The organism is uncultured Brachyspira sp. (assembly GCF_944388875.1).
GTDB lineage: Bacteria > Spirochaetota > Brachyspiria > Brachyspirales > Brachyspiraceae > Brachyspira.
Genome location: NZ_CALXKQ010000020.1, coordinates 12,416 through 39,341, shown reverse-complemented (window position 1 = coordinate 39,341; position 26,926 = coordinate 12,416). Strand labels below are relative to the sequence as shown.

General features: G+C 27.3%; 26 protein-coding genes. 11 read left to right on the top strand and 15 right to left on the bottom strand.

Going from position 1 to position 26,926, the window contains the following annotated elements; all coding sequences use genetic code 11:
- Positions 1 to 12 precede the first annotated feature (12 nt).
- On the bottom strand, positions 13 to 1,377 hold the full coding sequence (mgtE, locus tag Q0J69_RS10880) for a magnesium transporter (RefSeq protein WP_297207377.1): 1,365 nt from the start codon (positions 1,375 to 1,377) through the stop codon (positions 13 to 15).
- Positions 1,378 to 1,506: 129 nt separating this feature from the next.
- On the opposite strand from mgtE, the gene pfkA reads away from it, so the two are divergent.
- Entirely contained in the window at positions 1,507 to 2,487 is a 981-nt protein-coding gene (gene pfkA, locus Q0J69_RS10875; protein ID WP_297207375.1) for a 6-phosphofructokinase, read from the top strand.
- 28 nt (positions 2,488 to 2,515) lie between these two features.
- Positions 2,516 to 3,253, top strand: coding sequence for a WecB/TagA/CpsF family glycosyltransferase (locus Q0J69_RS10870; protein WP_297207372.1), 738 nt, complete (start codon positions 2,516 to 2,518; stop codon positions 3,251 to 3,253).
- Between the two features lie 57 nt (positions 3,254 to 3,310).
- Here the strand turns inward: Q0J69_RS10870 and Q0J69_RS10865 are convergent, their stop codons facing one another.
- The 4 genes from Q0J69_RS10865 to Q0J69_RS10850 form a co-directional block, all read right to left on the bottom strand.
- Entirely contained in the window at positions 3,311 to 4,351 is a 1,041-nt protein-coding gene (locus tag Q0J69_RS10865; RefSeq protein WP_297207369.1) for a tetratricopeptide repeat protein, read from the bottom strand.
- Positions 4,352 to 4,369: 18 nt separating this feature from the next.
- Positions 4,370 to 5,446 (bottom strand): hypothetical protein, encoded by a 1,077-nt coding sequence (locus Q0J69_RS10860; protein WP_297207367.1) that lies wholly within the window; start codon positions 5,444 to 5,446, stop codon positions 4,370 to 4,372.
- Between the two features lie 100 nt (positions 5,447 to 5,546).
- Positions 5,547 to 6,404 (bottom strand): DUF368 domain-containing protein, encoded by an 858-nt coding sequence (locus Q0J69_RS10855; RefSeq protein WP_297207364.1) that lies wholly within the window; start codon positions 6,402 to 6,404, stop codon positions 5,547 to 5,549.
- A 105-nt stretch (positions 6,405 to 6,509) separates the two neighbouring features.
- Entirely contained in the window at positions 6,510 to 6,893 is a 384-nt protein-coding gene (locus tag Q0J69_RS10850) for a RidA family protein (RefSeq protein ID WP_297207361.1), read from the bottom strand.
- Between the two features lie 179 nt (positions 6,894 to 7,072).
- On the opposite strand from Q0J69_RS10850, the gene aroE reads away from it, so the two are divergent.
- The 3 genes from aroE to Q0J69_RS10835 all read left to right on the top strand — a co-directional run bounded on the left by aroE (position 7,073) and on the right by Q0J69_RS10835 (position 9,728).
- Positions 7,073 to 7,927, top strand: a complete 855-nt coding sequence (gene aroE, locus Q0J69_RS10845; RefSeq protein ID WP_297207357.1) for a shikimate dehydrogenase — start codon at positions 7,073 to 7,075, stop codon at positions 7,925 to 7,927.
- Between the two features lie 27 nt (positions 7,928 to 7,954).
- Positions 7,955 to 8,683, top strand: a complete 729-nt coding sequence (gene aroD, locus Q0J69_RS10840) for a type I 3-dehydroquinate dehydratase (RefSeq protein ID WP_297207352.1) — start codon at positions 7,955 to 7,957, stop codon at positions 8,681 to 8,683.
- An 88-nt stretch (positions 8,684 to 8,771) separates the two neighbouring features.
- On the top strand, positions 8,772 to 9,728 hold the full coding sequence (locus Q0J69_RS10835) for a leucine-rich repeat domain-containing protein (protein ID WP_297207349.1): 957 nt from the start codon (positions 8,772 to 8,774) through the stop codon (positions 9,726 to 9,728).
- Positions 9,729 to 9,821: 93 nt separating this feature from the next.
- On the opposite strand, the gene Q0J69_RS10830 is transcribed toward Q0J69_RS10835, so the two are convergent.
- From Q0J69_RS10830 to Q0J69_RS10820, 3 genes are all read right to left on the bottom strand, one after another.
- Positions 9,822 to 10,646, bottom strand: a complete 825-nt coding sequence (locus tag Q0J69_RS10830; RefSeq protein ID WP_297207404.1) for an amino acid ABC transporter substrate-binding protein — start codon at positions 10,644 to 10,646, stop codon at positions 9,822 to 9,824.
- A gap of 217 nt (positions 10,647 to 10,863) precedes the next feature.
- Positions 10,864 to 11,646 (bottom strand): amino acid ABC transporter ATP-binding protein, encoded by a 783-nt coding sequence (locus tag Q0J69_RS10825; RefSeq protein ID WP_297207345.1) that lies wholly within the window; start codon positions 11,644 to 11,646, stop codon positions 10,864 to 10,866.
- On the bottom strand, positions 11,630 to 12,280 hold the full coding sequence (locus tag Q0J69_RS10820) for an amino acid ABC transporter permease (RefSeq protein WP_297207341.1): 651 nt from the start codon (positions 12,278 to 12,280) through the stop codon (positions 11,630 to 11,632). Before Q0J69_RS10820 ends, Q0J69_RS10825 begins: the two co-directional genes overlap by 17 nt.
- Before the next feature lie 232 nt (positions 12,281 to 12,512).
- On the opposite strand from Q0J69_RS10820, the gene lexA reads away from it, so the two are divergent.
- Positions 12,513 to 13,142 carry a transcriptional repressor LexA gene (gene lexA / locus Q0J69_RS10815; protein ID WP_297207338.1) on the top strand — a complete coding sequence of 210 codons (630 nt, stop codon included), beginning with the start codon at positions 12,513 to 12,515 and terminating at the stop codon, positions 13,140 to 13,142.
- A 61-nt stretch (positions 13,143 to 13,203) separates the two neighbouring features.
- Here lexA and Q0J69_RS10810 read toward each other — a convergent pair whose 3' ends face one another.
- Together Q0J69_RS10810 and Q0J69_RS10805 are read right to left on the bottom strand one after the other, a co-directional pair.
- Positions 13,204 to 13,701, bottom strand: coding sequence for a YajQ family cyclic di-GMP-binding protein (locus Q0J69_RS10810; RefSeq protein ID WP_297207335.1), 498 nt, complete (start codon positions 13,699 to 13,701; stop codon positions 13,204 to 13,206).
- Between the two features lie 48 nt (positions 13,702 to 13,749).
- The gene (locus tag Q0J69_RS10805) at positions 13,750 to 15,246 is read right to left on the bottom strand and encodes a glycogen/starch synthase (RefSeq protein WP_297207332.1); all 1,497 of its coding nucleotides are present in this window, start codon (positions 15,244 to 15,246) and stop codon (positions 13,750 to 13,752) included.
- 138 nt (positions 15,247 to 15,384) lie between these two features.
- On the opposite strand from Q0J69_RS10805, the gene Q0J69_RS10800 reads away from it, so the two are divergent.
- Both Q0J69_RS10800 and Q0J69_RS10795 read left to right on the top strand, forming a co-directional pair.
- A complete protein-coding gene (locus Q0J69_RS10800; protein ID WP_297207329.1) occupies positions 15,385 to 16,473 on the top strand; it encodes a tetratricopeptide repeat protein in 1,089 nt (362 codons plus the stop codon).
- Positions 16,470 to 16,676: a hypothetical protein gene (locus tag Q0J69_RS10795; protein ID WP_297207326.1), complete on the top strand. Its 207-nt coding sequence runs from the start codon at positions 16,470 to 16,472 to the stop codon at positions 16,674 to 16,676. The genes Q0J69_RS10800 and Q0J69_RS10795 overlap by 4 nt, the downstream gene beginning before the upstream one ends.
- Positions 16,677 to 16,744: 68 nt before the next feature.
- Here Q0J69_RS10795 and purB read toward each other — a convergent pair whose 3' ends face one another.
- The gene (gene purB, locus Q0J69_RS10790; RefSeq protein ID WP_297207323.1) at positions 16,745 to 18,037 is read right to left on the bottom strand and encodes an adenylosuccinate lyase; all 1,293 of its coding nucleotides are present in this window, start codon (positions 18,035 to 18,037) and stop codon (positions 16,745 to 16,747) included.
- Positions 18,038 to 18,175: 138 nt separating this feature from the next.
- Here purB and Q0J69_RS10785 point away from each other — a divergent pair, with 138 nt between their 5' ends.
- Positions 18,176 to 19,198 carry a GntG family PLP-dependent aldolase gene (locus tag Q0J69_RS10785; RefSeq protein WP_297207321.1) on the top strand — a complete coding sequence of 341 codons (1,023 nt, stop codon included), beginning with the start codon at positions 18,176 to 18,178 and terminating at the stop codon, positions 19,196 to 19,198.
- A 51-nt stretch (positions 19,199 to 19,249) separates the two neighbouring features.
- Here Q0J69_RS10785 and Q0J69_RS10780 read toward each other — a convergent pair whose 3' ends face one another.
- The 4 genes from Q0J69_RS10780 to Q0J69_RS10765 all read right to left on the bottom strand — a co-directional run bounded on the left by Q0J69_RS10780 (position 19,250) and on the right by Q0J69_RS10765 (position 24,185).
- A complete protein-coding gene (locus Q0J69_RS10780) occupies positions 19,250 to 21,067 on the bottom strand; it encodes a methyl-accepting chemotaxis protein (protein ID WP_297207318.1) in 1,818 nt (605 codons plus the stop codon).
- Positions 21,068 to 21,175: 108 nt separating this feature from the next.
- Positions 21,176 to 22,075 (bottom strand): class I SAM-dependent methyltransferase, encoded by a 900-nt coding sequence (locus Q0J69_RS10775; protein WP_297207316.1) that lies wholly within the window; start codon positions 22,073 to 22,075, stop codon positions 21,176 to 21,178.
- A gap of 2 nt (positions 22,076 to 22,077) precedes the next feature.
- Entirely contained in the window at positions 22,078 to 23,571 is a 1,494-nt protein-coding gene (nusA, locus tag Q0J69_RS10770; RefSeq protein WP_297207311.1) for a transcription termination factor NusA, read from the bottom strand.
- Between the two features lie 47 nt (positions 23,572 to 23,618).
- Complete coding sequence (locus Q0J69_RS10765; RefSeq protein WP_297207308.1) at positions 23,619 to 24,185, bottom strand: ribosome assembly cofactor RimP; 567 nt, start codon at positions 24,183 to 24,185, stop codon at positions 23,619 to 23,621.
- A gap of 214 nt (positions 24,186 to 24,399) precedes the next feature.
- Between Q0J69_RS10765 and Q0J69_RS10760 the strand changes: the two genes are divergently transcribed.
- On the top strand, positions 24,400 to 25,917 hold the full coding sequence (locus tag Q0J69_RS10760; RefSeq protein WP_297207305.1) for a phospholipase D-like domain-containing protein: 1,518 nt from the start codon (positions 24,400 to 24,402) through the stop codon (positions 25,915 to 25,917).
- Between the two features lie 34 nt (positions 25,918 to 25,951).
- A complete protein-coding gene (locus Q0J69_RS10755; RefSeq protein ID WP_297207304.1) occupies positions 25,952 to 26,905 on the top strand; it encodes a hypothetical protein in 954 nt (317 codons plus the stop codon).
- Positions 26,906 to 26,926: the final 21 nt, after the last annotated feature.

Here is a 26,926-nt window from a genome sequence, read left to right as displayed (position 1 = left end):
ATCACCCAAATTTTAAATAGTAAATTTACTTAATATAGTAGTAGCCAAAAGTAAATATATTGCAGTTCCGCTTATATCACATATAGAAGTTACAAGAGGAACACTGCTGGTTGTAGGGTCTTTTTTAAACTTCGCAAACAAAAAAGGCAGACATAACCCTATTAAACTTCCTATAATAACAACCAATATCATAGACAATGAAACTACAAAAGCTATCATTAAACCTCCTCTAAAAATGGCAATAAGAGATACAGCTAAACTCATTGTAATTCCAAGTATAGCAGAAACAATTATTTCTTTTCCCAACATAAAAAGCCAATCGCTTTTCTTTACATCTCCAACAGATAAACTTCTTATTATTAAAGTAGATGACTGAGCACCAGCATTACCAGCACTATCTATAAGAAGAGGAAGAAAAAATATTAAAGAAACATACTGACTTATAGTTTCTTCAAAAAGCCCTATAACATAACCAGAAACTATATTAACAAATACTAATATAAAAAGCCATGATATTCTTCTTTTGTATAAAATTAAAGGATTAGCCTGTTTTATATTACTGTCAAAATCATCGTCTATACTGATAGCCCCCAATTTATGAAAATCCTCGGTATCCTCTTCCTCAGAAATATCAAATATATCGTCTATAGTAACAATACCAATTAATGCATTTTTAGAATCAACAACTGGTATATAAAGCAAATCATACTTTCTTCCAACACGCACAGCTTCTTCCTGATCAGAATATACGGATAAATATATAACATCAGTATGCATAAGATCCTCTATTTTTTCATCAGGCACAGCAAATAATAAATCCTTTAATAAAATATATCCTAACAAAGTACCATCATTCTCTACAACATATATAACTTCAAAAGTTTCAGAATCCTTACCATATTTTCTAATGTATTCTAAGGTTTGCTTAACAGTATAAGTAGGAAATACATCAATATATTCAGGCGTCATTATACGTCCTATACTGTCTTCTGGGTATCCTAGTAATTGTCTTGTTATATTTAAATCTTTCTCTCCCATAAGAGAAAAAATCTTTTTTGTTATTTCTGCAGGCAATTCCTCAAAAAGTGAAGTTCGGTCATCAGGACTCATTTCATGTATAAGTTCTTTAATTTCATTATCATTTATAGATACTATAATTTTTTCCTGTTCTTCAGTTTCCAATTCTGAAAAAACATAAGCCGCCATCTCTCTGGATAAAAGCCTAAACACTATACTTCTATTTTTATCATTATCCAATATTCTTATAATATCTACAACTTCTGCAGCATGCATATTTGAAAGCAGATATTTTAATTTATCCCATCTTTGATTATCTATAATATTGATAATTTCTGTATATTCTTTATTTTCCATCATAATTTTTTTATGTTTATAGTATATCAATTCTTTCATTATTATTATATAATATGTGCATTATATAGTTTAATAAAAAAAAATCAAATAACATATTTTAATACTATAAAAATATAAAGGAGTTATTTTAATATGGCTGATATCAAAAAAATCGGAGTATTAACAAGCGGAGGAGATGCTTCTGGTATGAATCCTGCTATAAGAAGTGTAGTAAGAACTGCTATAGCTAATGGATTGGAAGTAATGGGAATTAGAGAAGGCTATCAAGGGCTTATGTATAATGATTTATACAAGATGACGCCAGGAAGTGTTGGAGGAATAATAAATCATGGAGGTACTATACTATTTTCTGCAAGATCTCCAGAATTTCAAACTGAAGAAGGAATGAAGAAGGCTGCTGATAATATGAAATACCATGAAATAGATGCTTTGATAGTAATAGGTGGAGATGGTACTTATAAAGGGGCTTTGGATTTCACTAATCATCATCCTGAATTTCCTGTTGTAGCTATGCCTGGTACTATTGATAATGATATATTCGGAACAGATTATACTATAGGATACGATACTGCTGTTAATGTAGCAATGGATGCTATAGATAAATTAAGAGATACTGCTACTAGTCATGGAAGATGCTTTGTTGTTGAAGTTATGGGAAGACATGCTGGATATATTGCATTAGAAGTTGGTATAGCATCTGGAGCTGAAGATATATTAATACCTGAAACTACTACAGATTTGGATAAAATAGTTGAAGAATTGCAGATTGCCAAAAAAAGAGGTAAAAAATCTTCTATTATCGTAGTTGCTGAAGGCGATGAATCAGGCGGTGCTATGGAAGTAGCTAAACAGATAGAAGGTAAAACAGGTTTTGATACTAGAGTAACAATATTAGGACACATGCAAAGAGGCGGTTCTCCTACTTCAAGAGAACGTTTAATGGCAGCAAGATTTGGATATATTGCTGTAAAAGCATTATTAGAAGGAAAGAAAAATGTTGCTGTAGGTATTTGGAAGGGAGAATATACTTATACTCCTTTGTCTGATGCGGTTAAAAAAGTTCCTAAAATAGATCCTGTAGATTTGGCTTTATGCAGAACTCTTGCTATATGATCGAATTTATAATTGAGGCTATAGAATTATGATAGATAATAAATCCATTTTAGGTGTTAGAATAGATAATTTTCATGTTAGTTTTGAAGAAATTCTTGATTGTCTTAAATATGGTAAAAATGTACTTATAACTAGTTTGGATGTTCATCAGTTACTTAAAGTACGTTCCAATAAAAAATTAAAAGAAATTATAAAAAATGCTTCATTAGTAATTGCTGCTCATCCATCTATAGCCAAAGCATATAGATTTATACATAGAGAAGAATTAATATTTATAAAAGACTTTGTTTTATTTTCTAAAATATTAGATTATATAGAACAAAAAAAGATGTCTATGTTTCTATTTGGAGATGAGGAAAAATATTTCTTTACCATTTCAGAAAAGATAAAAAAGATATATCCGGGTATTTATATGCTTGGTAATTTTCAAAATACTAAAGATAAAAATGAATTAGAAAAGGCTTTCATAGGGTTTAAAAAAATAGAACCTGATGTTTTTTTTATTCACATGAATTTAAAAAAATCTTTATATTGGTTTAATAATAATAAAGATAATTTAGAAATGAAATTCTGCATACCTATAAAAAGACCATTAGATAGTTTTGCTGGAAAAATAAAACCGCCAAGCATGGAAGTACTAAATTCTAACAAAGAAGAAAAATTCTATCTCAAAAAAAATATATTCAGAGTATTTTTATACATAAATTATATAAGATTCTGGATATTGATACTATTTGAAAAATTAACTACAAAAAATAAAAAATGATAATTAGTTACATATAAAATAAAAACACCATATTTATTAATATGGTGTTTTTATATTTTAATTAATAGTTAATAAAGTTCCCTCTAAAGCCTGCATATAATCCCTAGCTCTTGAAGCATTAGGATTGGCTGGATACTCTGATATAAATGCATCTAAAGCCTTATATGAATCCGAATATCTGCCCACTTTGAAATAAGATAAACCAATATAAAGCAATGCCTCTGCATCTAATGTGTATACATTGTTTAATCTAACTCTATTATAATATTCCAATGCTCTGTTATAATTTTTCTCATTATAATATGACTGAGCTGTTCTGAATAATGCTTCTTCCTCATATTCTGTTCTAGGAAATAATTCTGCTATATTTGTATAGTACATTCTAGCTTTATTATAATTAGTACTGATAAAATATCTATGTGCCATTGCAGGAACCTGTATCAAATATGTTCTCACAACCTCATCATAATATATGCTTGTTTTATTATATTTAATAAAGTCCTCATAAGTTTCAAAAGCTCTGTCGTATTCGTTCATATTGAAATATACTCTGGCTCTTCCCAACACTGCTAATTCTCCGTCAGCCCTCAAAAAATAGCTTAATGCCTCTCCGTATTTTTTCTGCAAGAATAACTGATATCCATATTGAGTATTTATTTTTGAAGCTAATACTTTATCTGGTACATTCAGTTTTTCCTGAAGTTTGGACATTATATAAGAATCTGCACTGTTTTCCAATCTTGATATATCAGCATAAGCTAAAATAGCATTAGTAGAATAATAAACAAAATTTGGATTATTTATTATATCGCTTAGACGTTCCTTTGCTAAAGAATATTTTTTTAATTTTTTTAATGAATCAGCAACCATAAAGTATGATTCTGCTATATTATTAATAGGTCTTGATTTACTATTTATGGATAGATATTCATTCAAATTATTTATGGCATCCTGATAATTTTCTATTTCATAACTTCTTTTTCCTTTTTGGAAGTATCTTTCAGGAGAAGACAAAGCAGAAATTTTTGTAATAAATACTCCGCCTAAAATTGCCACTATAGTTATGACAGATGCTAAAACTGCTGCATAAGTTTTCATAAAATTTCTACACTCCAATTATAAATCACTTAAAACCTGATTAATCCAAAAATTAACCTCTTGAGTATTAAAAGTCTTTATTCGGTTAAGAACATTTAATGCATTATTTTTTCTTCCCAAATTTTTATAGCATTTTCCAAGCAATAAATTTATATCGTAGTACAATGTTCTATCTATATTTCTAGCAGATATAGGCTCTAATATGGATGAGGCAGCTAAATAATTACCAGCCTTAAATTGTGCTACTGCCCTGTCATACTCGCTTTTATATCTGCTGTAATCACCAGATACATTTGATGATCCATTTCCTCTAGGAACTACAGAACTGCCATAAGTGTTAGTTAAATTATATACATTTGTTTTATTTATAATATTTGTATAAACTTTTGTATTTGTATAAAAGTTAGTTATTCTATTTGTTAATGTACATGTATTAGTTAATACGTATGTATTTGTTTTTGTATAAGTATTTGATACTGTATATATATTCGTTACTGTATAAATATTTGCTTTTGTATATACATTAGTATTTAATTTATATGTATTCGTATTTGTAGTATTTGCTTCTGTATAAGTATTCGTTTGGTATGTATAAGTATTAGTTACCACATCACTTCTTGAAGATTGATTAGTATATTTTCCTCTCAATGAACCATTAAATATTATTGATGATGTATCAATATTAGCCTTGGCATTATAAAAACTTGCATTATCTATATAGGAAACAACAGCATAATAATATACAGATGATAGTACTGGTCTATCAACTATTAAATATTTTTTAGAAGTATTAGTAGCTTTAATATAATCAATAACTTTTGAATTTACTAAAGAATATTTACCTGTTATAGGGCTGTCGCTTCTATATACATAGTAAATTAAATTATTATTGTTAATGCCGTCCCATTCTATCAATACTTCACCATTATTAGTTTGTGAAGCTGTAATATTTATATTATTTACAAATCTTTCAGCACTAGGCAAATCATTAGCAGTTTGTGTATATAAAACATTTATAGACAAATAAAAAATTATTATGCTTATAAAAGCAAATAATATATATATACTTCTTTTATTTTTTAATAATTTATTCATTACAATCATCCTATATATGCTGTTTCAATTTTCGGAAACGAAATATATAAAATTTAATCAAGCTATTTAAGATAAATGTAATATAATTAATAATTATTTGTTATATTTTTTCCATTCCTATTGCTGCCAAGAATCCTACGCACATAGATATAACAGTTGCCGAAAGCATTGGAACACTTAAAGATGTTATATTAGGCCATAAACTTAAAAATGATACTATTATTATCCCAAGCACAAATCCGAACAATATGGACTTATATTTTTGAAGCAGTATAGTTACAAGTTTTGATATTCCAAATATTCCTATAACAACACCTAACCCTAAAAAAATCAAAGGTATTAAAAGCTGAAAATTAAAAGTATCAAAAAATGCGGATATAAAATAAGATATATTTTCATATTCTCCTAATATAAGTAAAAGCAAAGAACCTGATATCCCCGGTATAACCATAGCTATAGCTGCTGCAATACCGCATAAAAATAATTTAACGCCATAAAGTACAGAGAAATCCCCAGCATAATTAGCACTTCCAACAGGCTTATTTACATCAAAATAAACAAATACCGCCATAATAAAAGCACCGACTATAAATGCTATAAACACTTTAATACTAAACTCTTCCACAGTCTTTGTTATAAATGGAAATGACCCTAATATTAACCCTACAAAAAATATTCTTGTAGGTATAGGATAATGAACAAATGTATAATTAATTAACTTCAAGAATAATACTATAGATACAGCCGCACCTAGAACAACTGGTATCAAAACCTTCAAACTATCTTTTATATCCTTCCATTGTAACTTAATTAATGCAGTTGGCAAAATAGATATGGAATATGTTAATTTTTCATATATACCTAGTACAAAAGCAATAGTTCCTCCAGACACCCCAGGTATAGCATTGGCAATACCTATAGCCATACCTTTAATGATATAAGATATATATTCTCTCATGTGATCCTCTTTATTATATAATATGAAAAATGAAAATATTTGTTAAATAAAAAACCATGAATAATAAAAATTAAACATGGCTTTATATAATTTATATATAAAATATTATTCAACAACGGCTATTACTTCAACTTCTACTAAAGCATCTTTAGGAAGACTTTTTACTGCTACAGTGCTTCTAGCAGGAGGATTTTCTGTAAAATAAGTTGCATATACTTCATTAAAAGATGCAAAATTAGACATATCGCTTAAAAAACAAGTTGTTTTAATAATGTTAGACATAGTTAAATTTTCCGCCTCTAATAATCCCTTAATATTTTCCATTACTCTAGTTGTTTGTTTCTTTATATCATTTTCTTCAATATTTCCGCTTACAGGATCTAAAGGTACTTGACCAGAAGCAAATATAAAATTTCCGCTTTTTACTGCTTGTGAATACGGTCCTATAGCTTGTGGAGCTTTGTGGGTTTTAATGATTTTTTTATCCATGTATAAGTTCTCCTTGTTATATAATTAAAAAAATTTCTCACGATTTTATTATGTTAATTATAATAACTTTTTAATAAAATATCAAGTAATCATTAATTATTTTTACAATATTATTTGACAATAGAATAAATTATATTATCATATAAAACAATACTAATTGGAATAATAAGGTTAATAATATGACAATAAATGCAAAAACTATATTAACAGGCTTATTTGCCTCACCTTCTAAACACAGTATATCACCTATTATGCATAATGAATCTTTTGCAAAATTAAATTTGAATTATGCATATTTGGCTTTTGAGGTGGATAAAAATAATTTGGAAGATGCTGTAAAATCTATAAAAGCATTAAATATGAGAGGGGTTAACCTATCTATGCCTAATAAAAAAGAGGTTATAAAATATTTGGATAAAATATCAGAAGCTGCTGATATATCCCAAAGTGTTAATACTATAGTTAATGATAATGGAATTCTCACAGGCTACAGCACTGATGGAGAAGGATTTATCAAATCATTAGAATATGAAAATGTATACATAAAAGATAAATGCATTACAATATTAGGTACAGGAGGGGCTTCTATAGCTATAATATCTCAGGCAGCTTTATATGGAGTAAAAGAGATATCTGTATTTAAAAAAGACAGCAATTGGCAGGAACAAAAAAAGATAATAGATAATATAGCAAATAGAACTAATTGTAATATACATCTGCATTCTTTAGAGGATAAAAATACACTAAAAAAAGAAATAGATAAAAGCTGTGTATTAATAAATGCTACAAACGTAGGTATGAAAGAAGATGTTTCTCTTATAGAAGATAAATCATTTTTTAGAAATGATTTAGTAGTAAGCGACTGTATATATAATCCTGCAAAAACAAAATTATTAAAAATAGCAGAAGGAGAAGGATGCAAAATAATAAACGGCATGGGAATGCTATTATATCAAGGAGCATTAGCTTTTGAACTTTGGACTAAAGAAAAAATGCCTGTAGAATATATAAAAAATATTATATTTAATAAATAATCAAAAACTTAAATTCAGGAGGTGAAAATGCAGAAAAAAGATAAAAATAACAAAATACCTAAGATATGCGTACCGATAGTTGAAAAAAATGAAAAGGATATAATTAAATACGTAAAAGATATAAATAAACTTCCTGTAGATATTATAGAATGGAGAGCTGATTTTTATATAGATAATTTTGAAAAATATGATGATATAATAGAACTTTCAAATGAAATGAAAAAATACACTAACAAACCAATATTATTTACATTAAGATCCTCAAAAGAAGGCGGAAATATAGATATAAAATATAATACATACAAAAATATAATTGATCTGTATTATTTTATTATAGAAAATAAATGCTTTGACCTTATAGATTTAGAATTATTAACATTAAAAGAATATAATATAAAGAAAATAATTAAATCAGCACATGATAATAATATAAAAGCAATAATATCAAATCATGATTTTAAAAAAACACCATCCAAAAAAGAAATAGTATCAAGAATAAATAAAATGATAAAATTAAAATGCGATATAGCCAAAGTAGCATATATTCCTAAAAATAAAAAGGATGTTATTACTTTACTTGATGCCTCAAGCGAAATAAAAGATTTTCCTATAATTGCAATATCTATGGGAGATATTGGAATAATAAGCAGAATATTCGGTTCTGTAATTACATTTGCATCGGCTAAACGTTCATCTGCACCAGGACAATTGGAGGCAATGAAATTAAAATATATACTTGATACAATTTATAATTAAAAAATTATAAAAAAAATTATTATATGACAAAATTTGTCATCATATACTCTTATAATGCTAATATATCATAAAAGGAGAATATATGAGAATGAAAAATATATTAGCAAATGAGAGATTAGAAAATAGTTTAAATGAGCTATACTCTTTTTTCAAAAAACACAATATTAAAAAATTAGAAAACTGTTCTAAAAAAGAATTATTAAACTCAAAAAAATTGGATTTAAGCAGCAAGGGGTTAAAATATATACCTAAGGAAATAGCAATATTAAAAAATCTTGAAATTTTGGATATATGCAGCAATGATATAAAAGAAATACCTGAAAGTATATATGAGTTAAATAATTTAAAATATATTGATATGAGCTTTAATAAAATAAAACATATATCTGAAAAAATATCAAACTTAAAAAAACTTGAAGAAGCAGATATATCCAATAATAACTTTAAAGAATTTCCAAAAGAAATACTAAAATTAAAAAATCTTAGAAAATTAAATTTATCAGGATATAAATTCAATTCAATACCTAAAGAAGTATTCAGCCTTTTAAAATTAGAAGAGCTTAATATATCAAATAATAATATAAGCGATATACCTAAAGAAATAAAAAATTTAAAAAATTTAAAAGAACTTTATATAGACAATAATAAATTAGAAAATATACCAGATTATATAAGCAAATTATCAAATCTAAATATTTTATCATTAAAAAATAATAATTTAAAAGGTAATTTTGATTATATAGGATACCTAACTAATTTAAAAGAATTTTATTTCACTAGCCATGATTATATAACAATACCTAACAATATAAAAAATCTTAAATGCCTAAAAAAACTATATATAAAAGGAAAAATATATTCAATACCCGATGAAATGTACTGTTTAGAAAATTTGGAATATTTATATTTTGATAATATAGAAAAACTCCCAAAAGAAATTATCAAATTAAAAAAATTAAAATTATTAAGCATTGATAATAAAACTATTTTGCCTAAAAACATAAAGTCGTCATTATGTGATGTAGATATAATAAAAATTTCATAATGACTTTATAACATAAAAGTGTATATTAATATTTATTATTAATATACACTTTTATTTTTATGGATAAACGGTACGATTATTCAAAACTATAAATCATTTTAAAACAATATCTTTAGCAAACCATTTTTGAGATATTTCAGCAGCCTTTCCGTCAGATTTCATTTCATCTAATATTCTATCAACTTCAGCTAAAAGTTTACCATCACTTTTTCTAAATCCTACACCATATAGCTCTTCTGTTAAAGGACTATTCTCTACAACAACAAAAGGTGCTTTCTTTTCTGAAATATAATACTGAGCTGCAACTTCATCTATAATAACTGCATCTATTCTTTTTGCCTGTAAATCTAAAAATGCATTAACATTTACATCATATCTGCGAATTTCTTTTGCATTTTTACTGGAAGGATCAGCTGTTAATGCTTCATCATTACTTCCAACTTGAACGCCCAAAATTTTGCCTGCTAAATCATCTTTAGAATTTATTGTATTGTCATCAATAGATTTTACTATAACAAGTCTGTTATTTAAATAAGGCTTAGAAAAATTAATTTGTTCTTTTCTGGCATCATTAATAGTAACTCCATTCCAAAGAACATCTACATCTCCTTTATTTAAACTCAATATTGAACTAGACCATTCTATAGGTTTAATCTCAAGATCTACTCCCATACGGTAAGCCACTTCAGAAGCCAAATCAATATCAAATCCAACTACATTTCCATTTTCATCTCTAAAACCCATTGGAGCAAAAGTATCATCCAAACCCAATACTAGTTTTCCAGCATCTTTTACTTTCTGCAATGAATTATCAGCCTGAGATGTTTCTTCTGATGCTTGATCATTAGCAGTATTATTAGATCCGCAGCTTACAATAATCATAGCTGCAATAAATAATAATAAAAATATACGTTTCATCATAATTTTCTCCTTAATGATAAAATTAATAATTTATATTTTTTTATTTTTATATAGCAATTTTAATTGGTATGATTGGGGGTAATAAGAATTAAATAAAATATATTATTGGAATGAAATGTGCACTTATGCATCTATAGACTCCTAATAAACATTCATTACTAGTTATTGTAATACTATTCATAAAAATGTCAATAAAAAAATAAATATAAATAAATTATTTATGAAAAATTTTATTTAGAAAATCTTTTATCCTATCATTACTTTGATTATTAAAAAAATTATACGATGAATCCATAGCAATTATTTTACCTCCGTCCATAAAAGCGATATTTGTAGAAAGTTCATGCACAAAACTTATCTCATGACTTACAAGAATCATAGTCATTTTTTCTTTAGCAAGCTCCTTTAAAACTGATAAAACCTCGCCTATTAATTCTGGGTCTAATGCTGATGTAGGCTCATCGCATAAAAGTATCTCAGGCTTCATAGCCAAAGCCCTAGCAATAGCAACTCTCTGTTTCTGTCCTCCTGAGAGTTCATTAGGATAGCTGTCTTTTTTATGCTTAAGTCCCACACTATCTAAAAGTTTTAACGCTTCTTCTATAGCCTCATCTTTATTTTGCTTTTTGACAATAACTGGAGCCTCTATTATATTTTCTAATGCCGTTTTATGAGGAAACAAATTAAAATGCTGAAATATCATGCCGATTTTTTCCTTACGCTTCATAAAATCTGCATGAGTAATATTTAATGCCTTCTCCCCTTCCCTTTTACAAAATAAAACCTCATTATCTATATAAACCTCTCCATAATCAGGTTCTTCTATTTGAATAATATTCCTTAAAAGAGAACTTTTACCAGCACCTGAAGGACCTATAATAGAGAGTATATCTCCCTTATTAACTGTAAATGATACGCCGTTTATAGCTGGAGTATCTTTATAATGTTTCTTTATATTTACAACTTTTAAATTAGTTTCTTTAGTTTCTAATGACATATTTTTTCTCCAATTGTCTGAATACAAGTACAAGTATGGAAGTAAATATCAAATATATAATAGCTGCTATCAAAAAAGGAAGTAATTTATAATCTCTTGTAAGTATCTGTCTTGCATGAAGCATTAAATCTCCTATTCCAAGAACTATAACCAAAGCAGTATCTTTTATTAAGTTAATAGCTTCGTTTGATAAAGGAGGGAGTACTCTTCTCACAGCCTGAGGAAGAATTATTCTCATCATAATCTGTCTGTAATTCAAATTAAGAGCAAAACCAGCTTCATACTGACCTTTCTCTATACTTTCAATACCTGCTCTGAATATTTCCATAAGATAAGCAGAATAATTAAGTATAAATGTTACAGCAGCAGATGTAAATGCTGGAAAAGCTATAGCATTATTTGTCATAAGAGGAAGTCCGTAATAAAAAAATATAAGCTGAAGTATTAAAGGAGTTCCTCTAAATATCCAAGCATATATATCAAAAATATATTTTACAAACTTCGGAGCACTAAACTGCAATGCAGCAAACAGCATAGACAATGGAAGAGAAAATAATGCAGTTACAAAATAAAGACATAGAGTTGTGTACGTGCCTTTAAGCAGATAAATAGTAGTAGATATTACATAATCCATAGATAAAACCAATAATCATTAAAAGTTAACAAGTTGTAATTATAATATTATTCGCAAAAATATCAATAATAAAAGATGAGTCATTATAAACTCAAAATACACAATGATTTTTAAATAAAAATATAGTATACGCAAATTTATAAAATACAATTTTTTTCACATTATATCTTGACATCATATTTTTATATAGTATAATAACAAATACTACATGTAAATATAAAGAGGTATAAATATGACTGAGTTAACCGATAAGCAAAGAGATATTTTTAACTTTTTGCAAAGATTCACCAATGAAAACGGATATCCTCCAACTGTTAAAGAAATTATGGTTCATTTTAATTTTGCTTCTCCTACTGCGGTAACAACACATTTAACAGCTTTGGAAAAAAAAGGATATGTTAAGAAAACTGGAAAAAGAGCAAGAGGAAGCGTGCCTATAGACACTTTCAATAAAGGAAATCATAATCTTATAAAAATACCGCTTTTAAGCAATGAAGTAAAAGCTGGACTTTTAATGGATGCTGCCGATGAAACAGTAGAAGAAACTTATTCTCTTCCTAAATCAATAGTTCAGGATGAAAATAATTTTCTTATGAGAGTTACTGGAGATTCTATGATAGATGCCCATATCAAAGAAGGCGACATGATTCTAGTTCATCCTAGCACAAGCGAACCTGATAACGGAGATATAGTTGTTGCTAAAATAGATGATAATGGAAATGAAGAGATAACTGTTAAAAGATTTTTTAGGGAAAAAGACTGTATTAAATTGATGCCTGAAAATAAGGATTATCCGCCTATAATAAAAGAAAGCGTATCTATAGTTGGAAAAGTTGTGGGGTTAATAAGATTAAAAATATGATAAATAAAGACTACAAAATTAAAGGGGATGATTAAAATCCCCTTTTTTATTTTATATTTAATTACCTGTAATTTGTAAACTGCAAAGGTATAGGATAATCCTTTTCTTTAAGCATAGAAATTACTGCCTGCAAATCATCTTTCTTCGCACCTGAAACTCTTACCTGCTCATCCTGTATGCTTGCCTGAACCTTTAACTTCATATCTTTTATATCTTTCACTATCTGCTTAGCCAAATCCTTATCTATTCCATGCACTATTTCATTAATCTCTCTAATAGCATCTCCTGCCGCTTTTTCTTTTTTCTTTTCTTTCAAACATTTTTGATTTAATCCTCTTTTGATAAACTTCTGAAAAAGAATATCTTTTACCTGATTCAAAACAAAGTCAGCAGAAGCAAGTATTGTAATAGTTTTTTCTCCCTTATTTAATTCAATTTTAATATTCTGACCTTTAAAATCGAATCTATTATCTATTTCTTTAGTAGCAACATTTACGCAGTCATCTATAACTTGCATATCAACTTCTGAAACTATATCGAAACTTGGGTCTTTTGCCATAATAATTCTCCTTTAAAATTTTTTTATTGTTATATATTCTTAAAAATATTATTTTTTATTGCTTAACATTTTTTTATAGAGTTTAAGATACTCTAAAGCTGTTTTATGAATTGAATAATCTTTACTCATTGCATTGAAAATTAATTTATTCCATATATCTCTTTTATTATAATATAAATCGAAGGCTAAATCCATAGAGTCAACAAAACTTTTAACAGAATATTCATTGAATGTAAAACCAGTAGCCTTATTAATACTTTTATTTCCGCTGTAATTTATAACCGTATCCTTTAATCCTCCTACAGCATGTACTATAGGCAAACTTCCATATTTCATACTGTATATCTGATTAAGTCCGCAAGGTTCAAATCTGCTTGGCATCAAATATAAATCACTTCCTGCTGTAAGTCTATGAGCTAATGATTCATCAAATGTAAATAATATCTTTATATTTTTTGCTCTCTTTGCTCTAGCAGTAAATTCATTCTCAAAATCCTTAAAATAATTATTCTTGCCAAAAAGAAAAATAAAATTGGCATCATAAGTGGATAATTCAAAAAAAGAAGCATATATTAAATCAAGTCCCTTTTGAGGATCGAATCTTGAAATCATTGTTACTAGAGGATATGTTTTATTAATAAATCCTAATTCTTTATACAAAGAGTTTCTTATAAGTTTCTTTTTTTCTGAACTATTTATATCATAATTATTTTTTATATATTTATCAGTTTTAGGATTCCAAGAATCATCGTATACTCCATTAAGGACACCGTAAAGTTTATGAGAAATATCAGCAAGCAAACTATTCATACCGCATCCGAATTCCTCTCCCTGTATTTCTTTAGAATATGAAGGACTTACTGTTGTAACTATATCTGAAAGTATTATTCCAGCCTTTATAAAACTCACATGACCATAAAATTCAAGCCTGTTGTGAACAAAAAATTTCCAAGAAATATTTAGCAATGGATATATATTAGTATTAAAATTTCCCTGATATGCCAAATTATGAATAGTAAACATTACTTTTAAATCTTTTAAAGCCTCTTCATTATTGTAAACTTCTTTTATATAAATGGCTGTAAGAGCGGTCTGCCAATCATGTATATGAATTATATCCAATTTTAAATTTTCTTTCTCATATAAATATATAATTAATTTTACAATAGCCTTTGAAAATAAAATAAATCTTCCTGCATTATCATCATAATCTATACCGTTTTCTGAATATATACCGTTTCTTTTAAAAAATTTATCCTGCTTCACAAAATAAACATAAACATTGCTGTTTTCAGGATGCTTAATTCTAGCTATCTCAGTTTCTATTACATCATTGCCTTGTTCTATATCTATTTTAGTTAAAATATCACTTTTATTTATCAAGCTATAATTTTGTTTATAAAGAGGCACTATTAAAGAAGTATTAATTTTAGAAGAACCTGTTTTAATAGTATCTAATGCTAAAGGCAAACTCCCTGCAATATCTCCAAGCCCTCCAGTCTTAGAAAAAGGATAGGCTTCGCTGGATGCAGTAAATATATTCATAACTTAATTCCATAAAAGTATTATTATAATACATTTATATACCTTTTAACGTTAAAAATCAAGTTTAAATAAATTTTTAATATTTTAATTATTTTGATTTTATAATAAAATATTAAAAAAGATTAAAGGGTTATTCTTATGAAAAAAAATAATAAAAAATATAAAAGATCAAGGTTAAATACTAAAAAAAGAATAAGATATCATAAGAAAAAGAAAAATAATTCCTATAATATAAAAAAACAAATATATAATATTTCAAATAAAGCTAAAGACATTATAAATGATGATAATATTCAAAAAGCTAAAGATTTTGCAAATGAAAATATAGAAAAAGCAAAAGATACAGCAATTAAAAGTTTTGAAAAAGCAAAAGATTTTACATCAGAAAGTATAGATAAGTTCCAAAAATATTTAGATGAAAATGATGTTAAAGGAAAAATAAAGAATATAACTAATACTGGAATAAATACAATAAAAGAACATTCAAAAAGAAAGTACCCTACTAGAATATTAAAGTTCTTTCATAGATATTATATGCTAAGCTTTATTATACTATTTATATTAGCAATGCTGATATTCAGAAATATATACTTAAACCATAATAATGAAATAGAGAGAAGATTGAATTACTCTATGACAAACTATTCTCCTTCTCTTGAAAATATAATAATAGCTAAAGAAGACTATTATACAAATATGATAATAAGACAAATATCAAGCAATAAAACAGCAACTAATCATATAATATTAAAAAGTTCTAATATTGAAAATTTAGAATCGGCTTTAAAAAATGTATTTGACGGTTATAATAATAATTTAGAAATATCAGTTAATGAAACTATTAAATCTTCAAATAATATTATAAATTTCTGGTTTGCATTTTTAACAGTTGTAATAATAGTTTTCACTTTAATAGGAATAGTTATAAATAATAATACGTTAAGAAAATCAAAACTCAAAATAAAAAAGTTTAATGCTTTATATAAAAAACAGTTAAAGATATTAAAAACAGAAATTAAAAATTTTGAAAATTTAAAAAATAAAAATGAACAAATAAATAGTTTTTATTATTTAGGTAATACTGCATTTGATAATAATGAATATGATGAAGCTGTACTATATTATGATAAAGTTATAGAATTAAATGGTAATTTTTTCAATGCATATTATAACAAAGCAATATCTTACTATCATACTAACAATTATAAAAATGCTCTGATGAATTGATAAAGCTCTACAAAAATGAAAGCATTTTAAAAACAGAAAAAATAAAAGATATTATAATAAAAAGTATTATTGAATTGGCAAACAAAAATATAGATACATCTATTAGATTCTGTAATGATGAAAATATAGATTATAAGTCTTTAAATATTTCGGATAATAATAAACAATCATTATTCAGCAGAATAAAAAATATATTAGGATAAGTAAGTATAAATAAAAGGCCAAATAGAATAATGAAATTCTATTTGGCAATCATCAATTATAAAAAGAATTATATTCCGAATCTCTTCATTATAACATCAATATTTCTCAAATAATAAGCATAATCAAAACAGTCATCTATTTCTTTATCGCTTAAATATTTTTTTATATCTTCATCTTTATGAACATTCTCTCTAAAGTCTTCATTATTAAGCCATCTCTTCATAGCGTTTCTCTGAACCCATCTGTATGCATTATCTCTGTCTATACCTTTATTAACTAAACTTATCAATATTCTCTGACTGAATATCAATCCGCCTGTTTTTTCGATATTTGCTTTCATAGCCTCTGGATATATTAAAAGTTTATCTACTATATCAATAAATTTATTAAGTGCATAATCAACAGCAATAGTAGAATCTGGAAGTATGACACGCTCTACTGATGAATGACTTATATCTCTTTCATGCCAAAGTGTAATATCCTCAAGAGAAGCCAAAGCATTGCCCCTTACTATTCTAGCTAAACCTGATATTCTCTCACAAGTTATAGGATTTCTTTTATGAGGCATAGCAGATGATCCTTTTTGCTTTTCGCTGAAATATTCTTCTGCTTCTCTTATATCTGTTCTTTGAAGATTTCTAATTTCAGTAGCAAACTTTTCTAATGAACTTGCAACTATTGCCAAAGTAGTTAGATATTGTGCATGCCTATCTCTTTGAATTATCTGTGTAGAAACTTTATCAGCATCTATTCCTAGCTTTTTACAGACAATCTCTTCTATTCTAGGATCAATATTACTATAAGTACCTACTGCTCCTGAAATTTTACCTACAGAAACCTGTTTTTTAGCCTCTTCTACCCTTTTTATATTTCTTTCATTTTCATCATACCACAATATAAATTTTAATCCTAATGTCATAGGCTCAGCATGTATACCATGTGTACGCCCTATACAAGGAGTATATTTATGTTCTTTAGCTCTTCTTAATAACACTTCTGATAATCTTTTCAAATCATCAAGTATTATTTCAGCAGACCTTTTCATCATAACAGCCAAAGCAGTATCTTTAACATCGCTTGAAGTTAATCCTTTATGTATATACTGTCCGCCCTCTCCTACATTTTCCTGAACAGCTGTTACAAATGATATTATATCATGATTGGTTTCTTTTTCTATTTCAGCAATTCTCTCTACAGTGAAAGTTGCTTTTTCTTTAATATTTTTTACTGCTTCTGCAGGTATCTCTCCTATTTCAGCCATAGCCTCGCATGCTGCTATCTCAACATCAAGCATCACCTGAAACTCATTTTGCAAACTCCAAAGCTCTCCCATTTCCTTTCTAGTATATCTCTTTATCATAAATAATTTTCCTTAATTTATAATTTTTTAAATATTATAGACATAATTATCAATTATTTCAATTATTTTTTAATATTAGTTGTAATTTATAAAAAAAGTATTAGGATTAATGCAAATAAAATTGGAGTTATTATTAAAATGAAAATTTATGATTTAAGAACTGATACTATTACAAAACCAAGCGAAGAAATGCGTAAAGCTATATATGAAGCAGAATGCGGCGATGACGTTTATATGGAAGACCCAACTGTGAATAAACTTCAGGAAATGTCAGCCGAAATAACAGGAAAAGAAAAAGCAATATTCGTTTCAAGCGGTACTATGGGGAATTTAATACCTATGCTTATTTTGGGAAGAAAAACAAAACAGGCGATATTAGAAGAAGAAGCACATATAATCCATTATGAACTAGGCGGTGCATCATCTTTAGCAGGCATAATGCCTATTCCAGTAAAAGCTGAAAGAGGTATATTAACTAAAGACATTATTAAAAATTATTTTAATGAACAGCCTTATTATATGTCAGCCATTAATATAGTGGGAGTAGAGAATACGCATAATAGGCATGGAGGAAGCGTTTATCCTATAGAAGTATTAAAAGAATTATATAATTTTACAAAATCAAAAAATGTTCATCTTCACATGGACGGGGCAAGAGTATTTAATGCTTCTATTGCATCAAAATCAAGCGTAAAAGAAATAGCTTCAAATACAGACTCAATAACTTTTTGTTTATCTAAAGGGCTTGGAGCACCTATGGGAGCTATGATATGCGGAACAGAAGATTTTATTAATGAGGCATTCAGCGTAAGAAAATTAATAGGCGGCGGAATGAGGCAAATAGGACTTATGGCTGCTGCTGGAATATATGCTCTAGAACATAATATAGATTCATTAGAAGAAGATCATATAAAAGCTAAAAAGATAGCAAAAACCATTTTAGAATCAGGTATAGGAACAATAGAACTATCTCATGTGGAAACCAATATAGTTATAGCTGACACTAAATTGCCTTCTGCAAATATAATTTCAAAACTCTTAGAAAAAGGAATAAAAGCAAGTTCTTTCGGAGATTATAAAGTAAGATTTGTTGCTCATAGAGATATAAGCATGAAAGAAATTGATGAAGTATGCGAAATAATAAAGAATATAAAACTATAATTATTTAATATATAAAAAAGGAGTTCCATTTAAGAACTCCTTTTATATTGTTTACTTAAAGTTTTTATCTAATTTGAAATACTCTAATTCTGAATAAAGATTGCTAGTTCCGTCCACAACCTCTTTTCCAAGTACAGAACTGTCATTAACCAATTCTGCATTTTCCTGCGTAATATTATTAAGCTCATTCATGGCGGTATTTATTTGTTTTACGCTTTCTTCCTCTGAAGAAGCAGATTCATATATATCCACCAATATATTAGCAACATCCTTAGCAGAATTCTCTATTTCCAAAAGTATATCTAAAGAACGTTTAACGGATTCATCTCCTATTTCTATTTTAGCTACCGTATTTTCTATAATACTTGTAATATTTCCAGCCGCCTCATTAACATTCTGAGCTAAAGCCCTAATCTCCGAAGCAACAACAGCAAATCCCCTTCCCTGCTCTCCAGCACGTGCTGCCTCAACTGCCGCATTAAGTGCCAATATATTAGTTTGAAATGCTATAGTCTGTATCAATTTTGTAATATTTGATATCTCTTTGCTTGATTCAGAAATTTCAATCATATTATTTGATATTTCATTAACAGCAGCAACTCCATTTTGAGTGGACTCTGTAACCTTAGAACTCATATTCTTAGCATTATATGAATTTTTAGATGTATTTGAAATAGCAGAAAATAAATTCTCTATAGAACTAGTTATCTGCTCAACAGCAGCCGCCTGAGATGAAGTTCTGTCAGATAAATTATTTATACCCTTTGATATCTTTTGAGAAGAATTATTTATAACAGCAATATTTGCTTTTAATTCAGAAACTATATTATACATTATATGCTGCATATCATTAATAGAATTGGCAAGCATTCCAAAAACATCTTTTCTATTTAAATCTTTTTCATCAAACTGACTGTCAAATCTTCCATCCTGCATAAGAGTCATTATAGTAATAGCATGAAATAAATTATTTGATAGAGGTATAACTATTCTAGCAACAAGCAGACATTCTAAGACGATAAGTATAACAATACATAAAAATAAACTTATCATCAAAAATCTAAACTGAGAATAAAAAGGTTCAGCACTTCCTTTAAATACAAGAAGCCAAGGAGCATTATCTGTTTTTTGAATAGAATACCATTCATCTTTTATTATATCCAAATCTCCAATATGAGAAATTAAATTATCTTTAAATCCTGAAAATATAGGATAAGTAAATAAATTATTAGTTTCATTTAGTATATAGTCAGCATTATCATGCGTCATAAATACTCCATTATCTGAAACTATATAAACATCATCTTTAAAATTCTTTTTTAATCCATCACTTATACTATTGATATTAGCAAAATCTATAGAAAAAACTCCTTTTAATAATCCGTTTGTATATACCGCTTTTGCAAATGTTATAGTAAGTTTATTAACAGCAAAATCAATATACGGTTCGCTAATCATAACATCATTAGTAGCAACAGAATCTTTATACCAATCCCTAGAAGTTTGATCATAAGTTAAAGGATAAACTTCCAAAGTATTAATAAATATTCCCCCATTAGGGTATGGTACTGTATCTCCAAAATATACGTTTAAATATCCCTCATTGAGTTTCTGAACATTTGTGATAAATCGTCCGAACTCCATCAAATTTGGGCTTGACTGTAAATATGCCTCTGCAACATATACTGTATTTTTTAATTCTTCAACATAACCTTCAGCTTTTGTTTTAGCCTCTAATGAAGAAAGATACTTTTCATTTAAAAATCTTGTCTTGTATAAAGGTCTGTAAACAATATAAATAACAATAAATAATGCAAATAAAAAAATAATAAATGGGGCTAAAAATTTAATCATTAATTTGTTTTTCATACGAATAACCCTTATACATAAATTTGACATTTTTAAATATATACAATTTAATTGTAAAGTCAAAAATAATACACATTTTTTAAATAAAAATAATATTTATTAAATTATTTAATTGATTGCTTTTATTATTATTCGTACATTTTCACCATAAGACCATACATTATTATTATCATAGTAATCAATAAAAACTCTATTTGTCAATATTAAAACATTAAAAGTAAAAATAAAAAATGAAAGTAAGTTATTTATATCAGGAATACTCCCTTCCAAAATGTTAGCTCTAAGTTTTTCATTAGTTTTTGAAATGCGATAATTGCTGTATTTACAAACTACTGTATCAAAACCATTTGATGAAGCAAATATTTTTAAATTGTCCATATTGAAATTAACTATATGCTCTGTGGTTAAATACCTCATAAGCATATCATAACTGCATTGATTAGGCATAGGGGAATTAGGAACTTCTATATAAATATATCCTCCGCCGTTAAGCATACTTTTTATTTTTAATAATACATCCTTTGGATTTTTGAAATGTTCTATAACATGAGAAAGTATTATAATATCATATTTTTCATTGCTTTCAAAAAAATTTGCTTTCAAATCTATATCATATTTATTTTTAGCATAGCACCTTGCATTATCATTAAGCTCATATCCGAAAACATCGCAGTTATTTTTTTTAAATATACTCAAAAGCAAACCATCAAAAGCACCTATCTCGCATATCTTTTTATCTTTATAATCAATATGCTCTTTTATAAAATTAAATTGAGATAAACTCCTGGCATAACGCATTTTACTTTTAGCCATCTCGAATAATTTATTTTTTATATTATTATGATACTCATTTTTATATAAAAGATATATTTCCTCATCAGAAGGAGGCTCTATAAAATATAAAGCACAGCTACTGCATTGATAAACTTCTTTATCATTCTGCCAAATATTTTTTATACATCCAATTTTAGTGTATTTATCACTTCCGCAAACATTACAGCATGTCATAATTATTCAAAAGTAAGTTCTATACCGCATTTAGGACATTTAGTCATATCTTCTGTAATACTAGAGCCGCAGTTAGGACATTCATAAACTTCTATCTCTTCTACAACCTCTTCAGAAGTAGTTTCATATTCATCCTCGCCTGCCTCTACTATTTCAACAACATCCTTCATTATAACCACTAAATTATCAACAATACTCTTTTCAATACCAGTTTTTTCTACTATATCTTCAACAGACATATTGTATAATTCTTCTATCGAATTAATATTATTCTCAATAAGTGTCTTAATAGTAGATTCATCAACACCCTGTAATGAATATAAATTACTTTCTGTTTCAGCAATTTCTAATGGTTCATCAGTATTGATTTCTTCATCAGTTTCTGTATTATCTGAAAATATTTGATTAAGCGGAACAATATCTTTAAGCAATTCTGGATTTTCTTTAATATCGCTTTCAGTTTTTATATCAAAATGATAGCCTGTAAGCTGAGAAGCAAGTTTAACATTAAATCCGCTTTTTCCCAAAGCAAGAGAAAGCTGCTCATCTGGTATAATAATCATAGCATCCTTTTTTTCAGGGTCTGTAATTATAATTCTAATAGGCTTAGCAGGAGTTATAGCCTCTGCAATATATTCTCTAATATCCTTTGACCATTTAACAACATCTATTTTTTCGCCTTCTATCTCTTTTATTATAGATTGTATACGTATACCTTTTTGTCCGATACATGCTCCTATAGGATCAACTTCAGGTTTATTAGATGCAACAGCTATTTTTATTTTTAATCCTGGCTGTCTTACTACATTTTTAATCTCTATAGTACCGTCTGCAATTTCCGGTATTTCTAATTCAAATAACTTTTTTATAAAATCAGGTTCTGTTCTAGTAAGCAGTATTTTTGTAGGAATCTCTTTACCTTTCTCATTTTTACCGCCCTGAACTTTATATATATATGCCCTTATTCTATCTCCGGCTGTATAATGTTCTCTAGGAGACTGATCTTTTTTCTGTAACTCCCCTTCTGTTTTTCCTAAATTTATATAAATAGTTCCTCTATGTTCTCTTTGGAAATATCCGTTTACAAGCTGATTTTCTCTTCTTTTAAATTCATTAAATATTATATTCTTTTCAAGTTCAGAAATTTTTTGAAAGAATGTAGTCTTAGCAGTCATACTCTCTATTCTTCCAAATGCCTCTATTTGATCAACAAGTATTAAAACTTCATCTCCAACATTAATATCCTGATCCAATTTTTTTGCATCTTCCAAAGATATTTCTTTTTTATCATCTCTAACTTCTTCTACAACGTTAGCACCCTTATATACAGTGGGATTATTCTTACTATCAAAATGTATATGAAAATTAATATCACTTCCATATTTTTTCTTTAATGCCGCTACTATTATAGAGTCTATAACTTCCTTTAAAAGATCTATGCTAATATCTTTTTCCTCAGAAAGCTGCTGTAAATAAGTTCCAACGTTCTCAAACATTTATATCTCCAATATTTTATTTTTATATATTTTTATTTCTATAATTATTAACAATTTAATCTTGCCTTTATAATATCATTTTTGAATATTTTTATATTTTTTTCATTAAGAGCATTATCTTCATCAGTAATGCTTATAACAATATAATCATCCTTAGCTTCTTTTAACAAAGCATAAGCAGTAACAAAATCTTCCCCATTTCTATATTTAATCTTTATAGGCATATCCTCAAATAATTCATATCTATCATTAAACTTCCATCTGAAACCAGCACTGGATACTGTAATAGTGTAATCCCCTTCATCATAACCATTTGACTTAATAGCCTCCTGAATTATCCTTGTAGTTTCTATACAATGGCTGTGAGAAACACTTTCTTTTATCTTATAAATAACAGCATAAACTTTTTTATTTTCAGAAATACATCTTACTTTTAAATCCAACAAATATATATTGTTTTTTTCTAACACTCCATTTATACAATTAAATAAAAGCATTTCATCTATTATATTTGTATCTGCCTTTTTTATTTTTTCTTTTTTTAATTTCTTTTTCTTAGGCTCTCTGCCGTATTCTTTTTGTTTTTGAGGTTTTCTATTTTTATTACCGTTCATTATATTTCCTATATATAAAAAAAGAGTGTCGGTTTCTTTACATGAAAGAAAACCAACGCCCTTCATTACAAATATTTTCGGAAGTGATATTATTGTACCCTACTAATAATTTTTGTCAAGTATGTAATTTAAATTTATAATACAATTTTTTCTTGACATTTATAATCTTTTTTTATAGTATTTTTTAATATTATAATTTGTATTAGGGATAAAAATGGTATTTTATATATTAACTATAATATTTTTCTTATATGTTGTATCAATAGCAATAAAAATGCTTCTTGAAAACAGACCTCCGTATTCATTCATAGCTTGGCTTACAGTATTAGTATTTCTTCCTTATGTAGGAGTTATATTTTATATATTTTTGGGAATGAACTGGAAAAAATCTAAAACAAAAATTTCTGCTAAATTGCCTGAGGATATGATAAAGAAATATTTTTCATCACTTCTTCAGGAACAAATAAAAATACTTGACAATATGGAAGGGCATTACAGCAAACATATTAATTTAGTAAAATTGGCTATAAAAAGCGGATATTCCCCAATTACAGTTCAAAATGAAGTTTATGTATTTGATGAAGGCAAAGAGCTTTTTGAAGCCATGATTCAGGATTTAAAACTGGCAGAAAAAACTATACACATGGAATATTTTATATGGAGAAGCGATGAACTTGGAGAGAGAGTTAAGAATGTACTTATAAAAAAAGCAAATCAAGGTGTTGAGGTTAGACTGATATTTGACGGGGTTGGCTCTTTAATGAGAATAAGCAAAAAATACAGAAAGGAGTTAAAGAAAAACGGAATAAAATTTTTATACTACCATGATCCGTTTTCTATATTATGGACAAGATTTGTAAATTACAGAAATCACAGAAAAATAGTTGTAGTGGACGGAGTTGTATCATATATGGGAGGAATGAATCTTGGTCAGGAATATATAGACGGAGGAAAACGTTTTAATTCTTGGCGTGATGTTCACATGAGAATAGTTGGAGATGCCTGCAACCTTATACAAAATGTATTTGTATGTGATTGGTATAATGCTGGAGGAAGAGATTTAGAGGCATTTAATGTTAATGAAAAGAAAAAAAGAAGAATAAAATATGCAAATGAAAATTTGGATGAAGAAAGAATATCTATTATTAGAAAAGATTTATTTCCTCAATCAACAACAGATAAATTTATGCCAGTTCAAATAATAACATCAGGAGCCGATTCAAAATGGGACAGTATACAGAAAGTATATTCAAAGATGGTAGAAGAGGCTAAGGAAAGTATTTATATAGAAAGTCCTTATTTTGTACCTGATGACGGTTTTTTGCATACATTGGAAAATGCTGCTTTATCCGAAGTTAATGTAAATTTAATGATTACTGGAAAGCCTGATAAACAGGTTGCTTGGTGGGTAGCTCAGACATATTTTGAAACTTTACTCAAAGCGGGAGTAAATATATACTTGTATGAAAAAGGTTTTCTGCATAGTAAATTCTGCATAATAGACGGAAGAATAGTATCATGCGGCACTTGCAACATGGATATAAGAAGTTTTTATTTACATTATGAGATGAATGCGGTTATATATGATGTTGATATAGCTAAAAAATTTGAGGATATATTTAAAAATGATGTTTTAAACTCGCATAAAATAACGCCTGAAGAGTATGCAAAGCAGCCTAGACTAATAAGACTTAGAAATTCTGCTTGCAGAATAATCGCTCCTGTTTTATAATTAGCTATATAGAATAAAAAGTGATTAGGACAATATGGAAAAAATAAAAATATCTTCATTGGATAATCAAGCTCTATTTGATTTACTTCTTTCAGAGAAAAGTTATATACTATTTATTGATGATATGGGTATATCTAAAGAAAATATATCTACGCTTAATGATATATTAAAAAATAGAGATGATTTCTTTTTAAACATATCTTCTGATAAAGATGAAAATAATAAAAACAATGTAATGGGAAATGATTTATTAATAGCTTTGCCTGATATCAAGAATCTTATATATCATGCATCTTTGAAATTTCCATTAAAAGGTGTTGATATATTTGCAAGATTAATTAACTTAAAAAGCCTTCACCTATACGGAGATTTGCCTAAAGATATGGAATTAAAACCTCTTGATAATATAGAAAATTTAGAAAGCATATATATAGAAAATGGGCTTACATTAAGACAGGATGTTTATTTAGCAACAAGACCCACTATTAGAGAAATAGGAGCAGGAACTTTTAGAATGGAGTCTTTTGATAAAAATCCTAATATAAAAAAATTAGCTATACTCTCAGGTGCTTCGCATGAAGAAGAAATACCTAAAAAACTTCCGGAACTTGAGGAGTTTTATTTAGAGAAAGGTAAAAATATGAGATCATTTAATTTCCTATCAGAGATGAAGACTGTAAAGAAATTAGAACTTAATAATATACAAGCTCTTAAAGAAATTCCTGATTTAAGCAATTTAGAAAGTTTAAAAACTGTTGTTTTAAGAAATTTAAGAAATCTTGATAATATGGATTCTATATTAAATCATACAAAAATAAGAACATTGATTTTAGAAAATGTAAAATGCTTTGATGTAAATATGTTTACAGAAGAAACTCTGCCTAAATTAAAATTCATATCTGTATTAACTGATGACAAAAATATAGACAAAAGAATTAAGAAAGCCCTAGATGAAAAAGGATTTAAACCAGCTATAGAAACAGAATGAGCCTGAATCATTATAATTCAA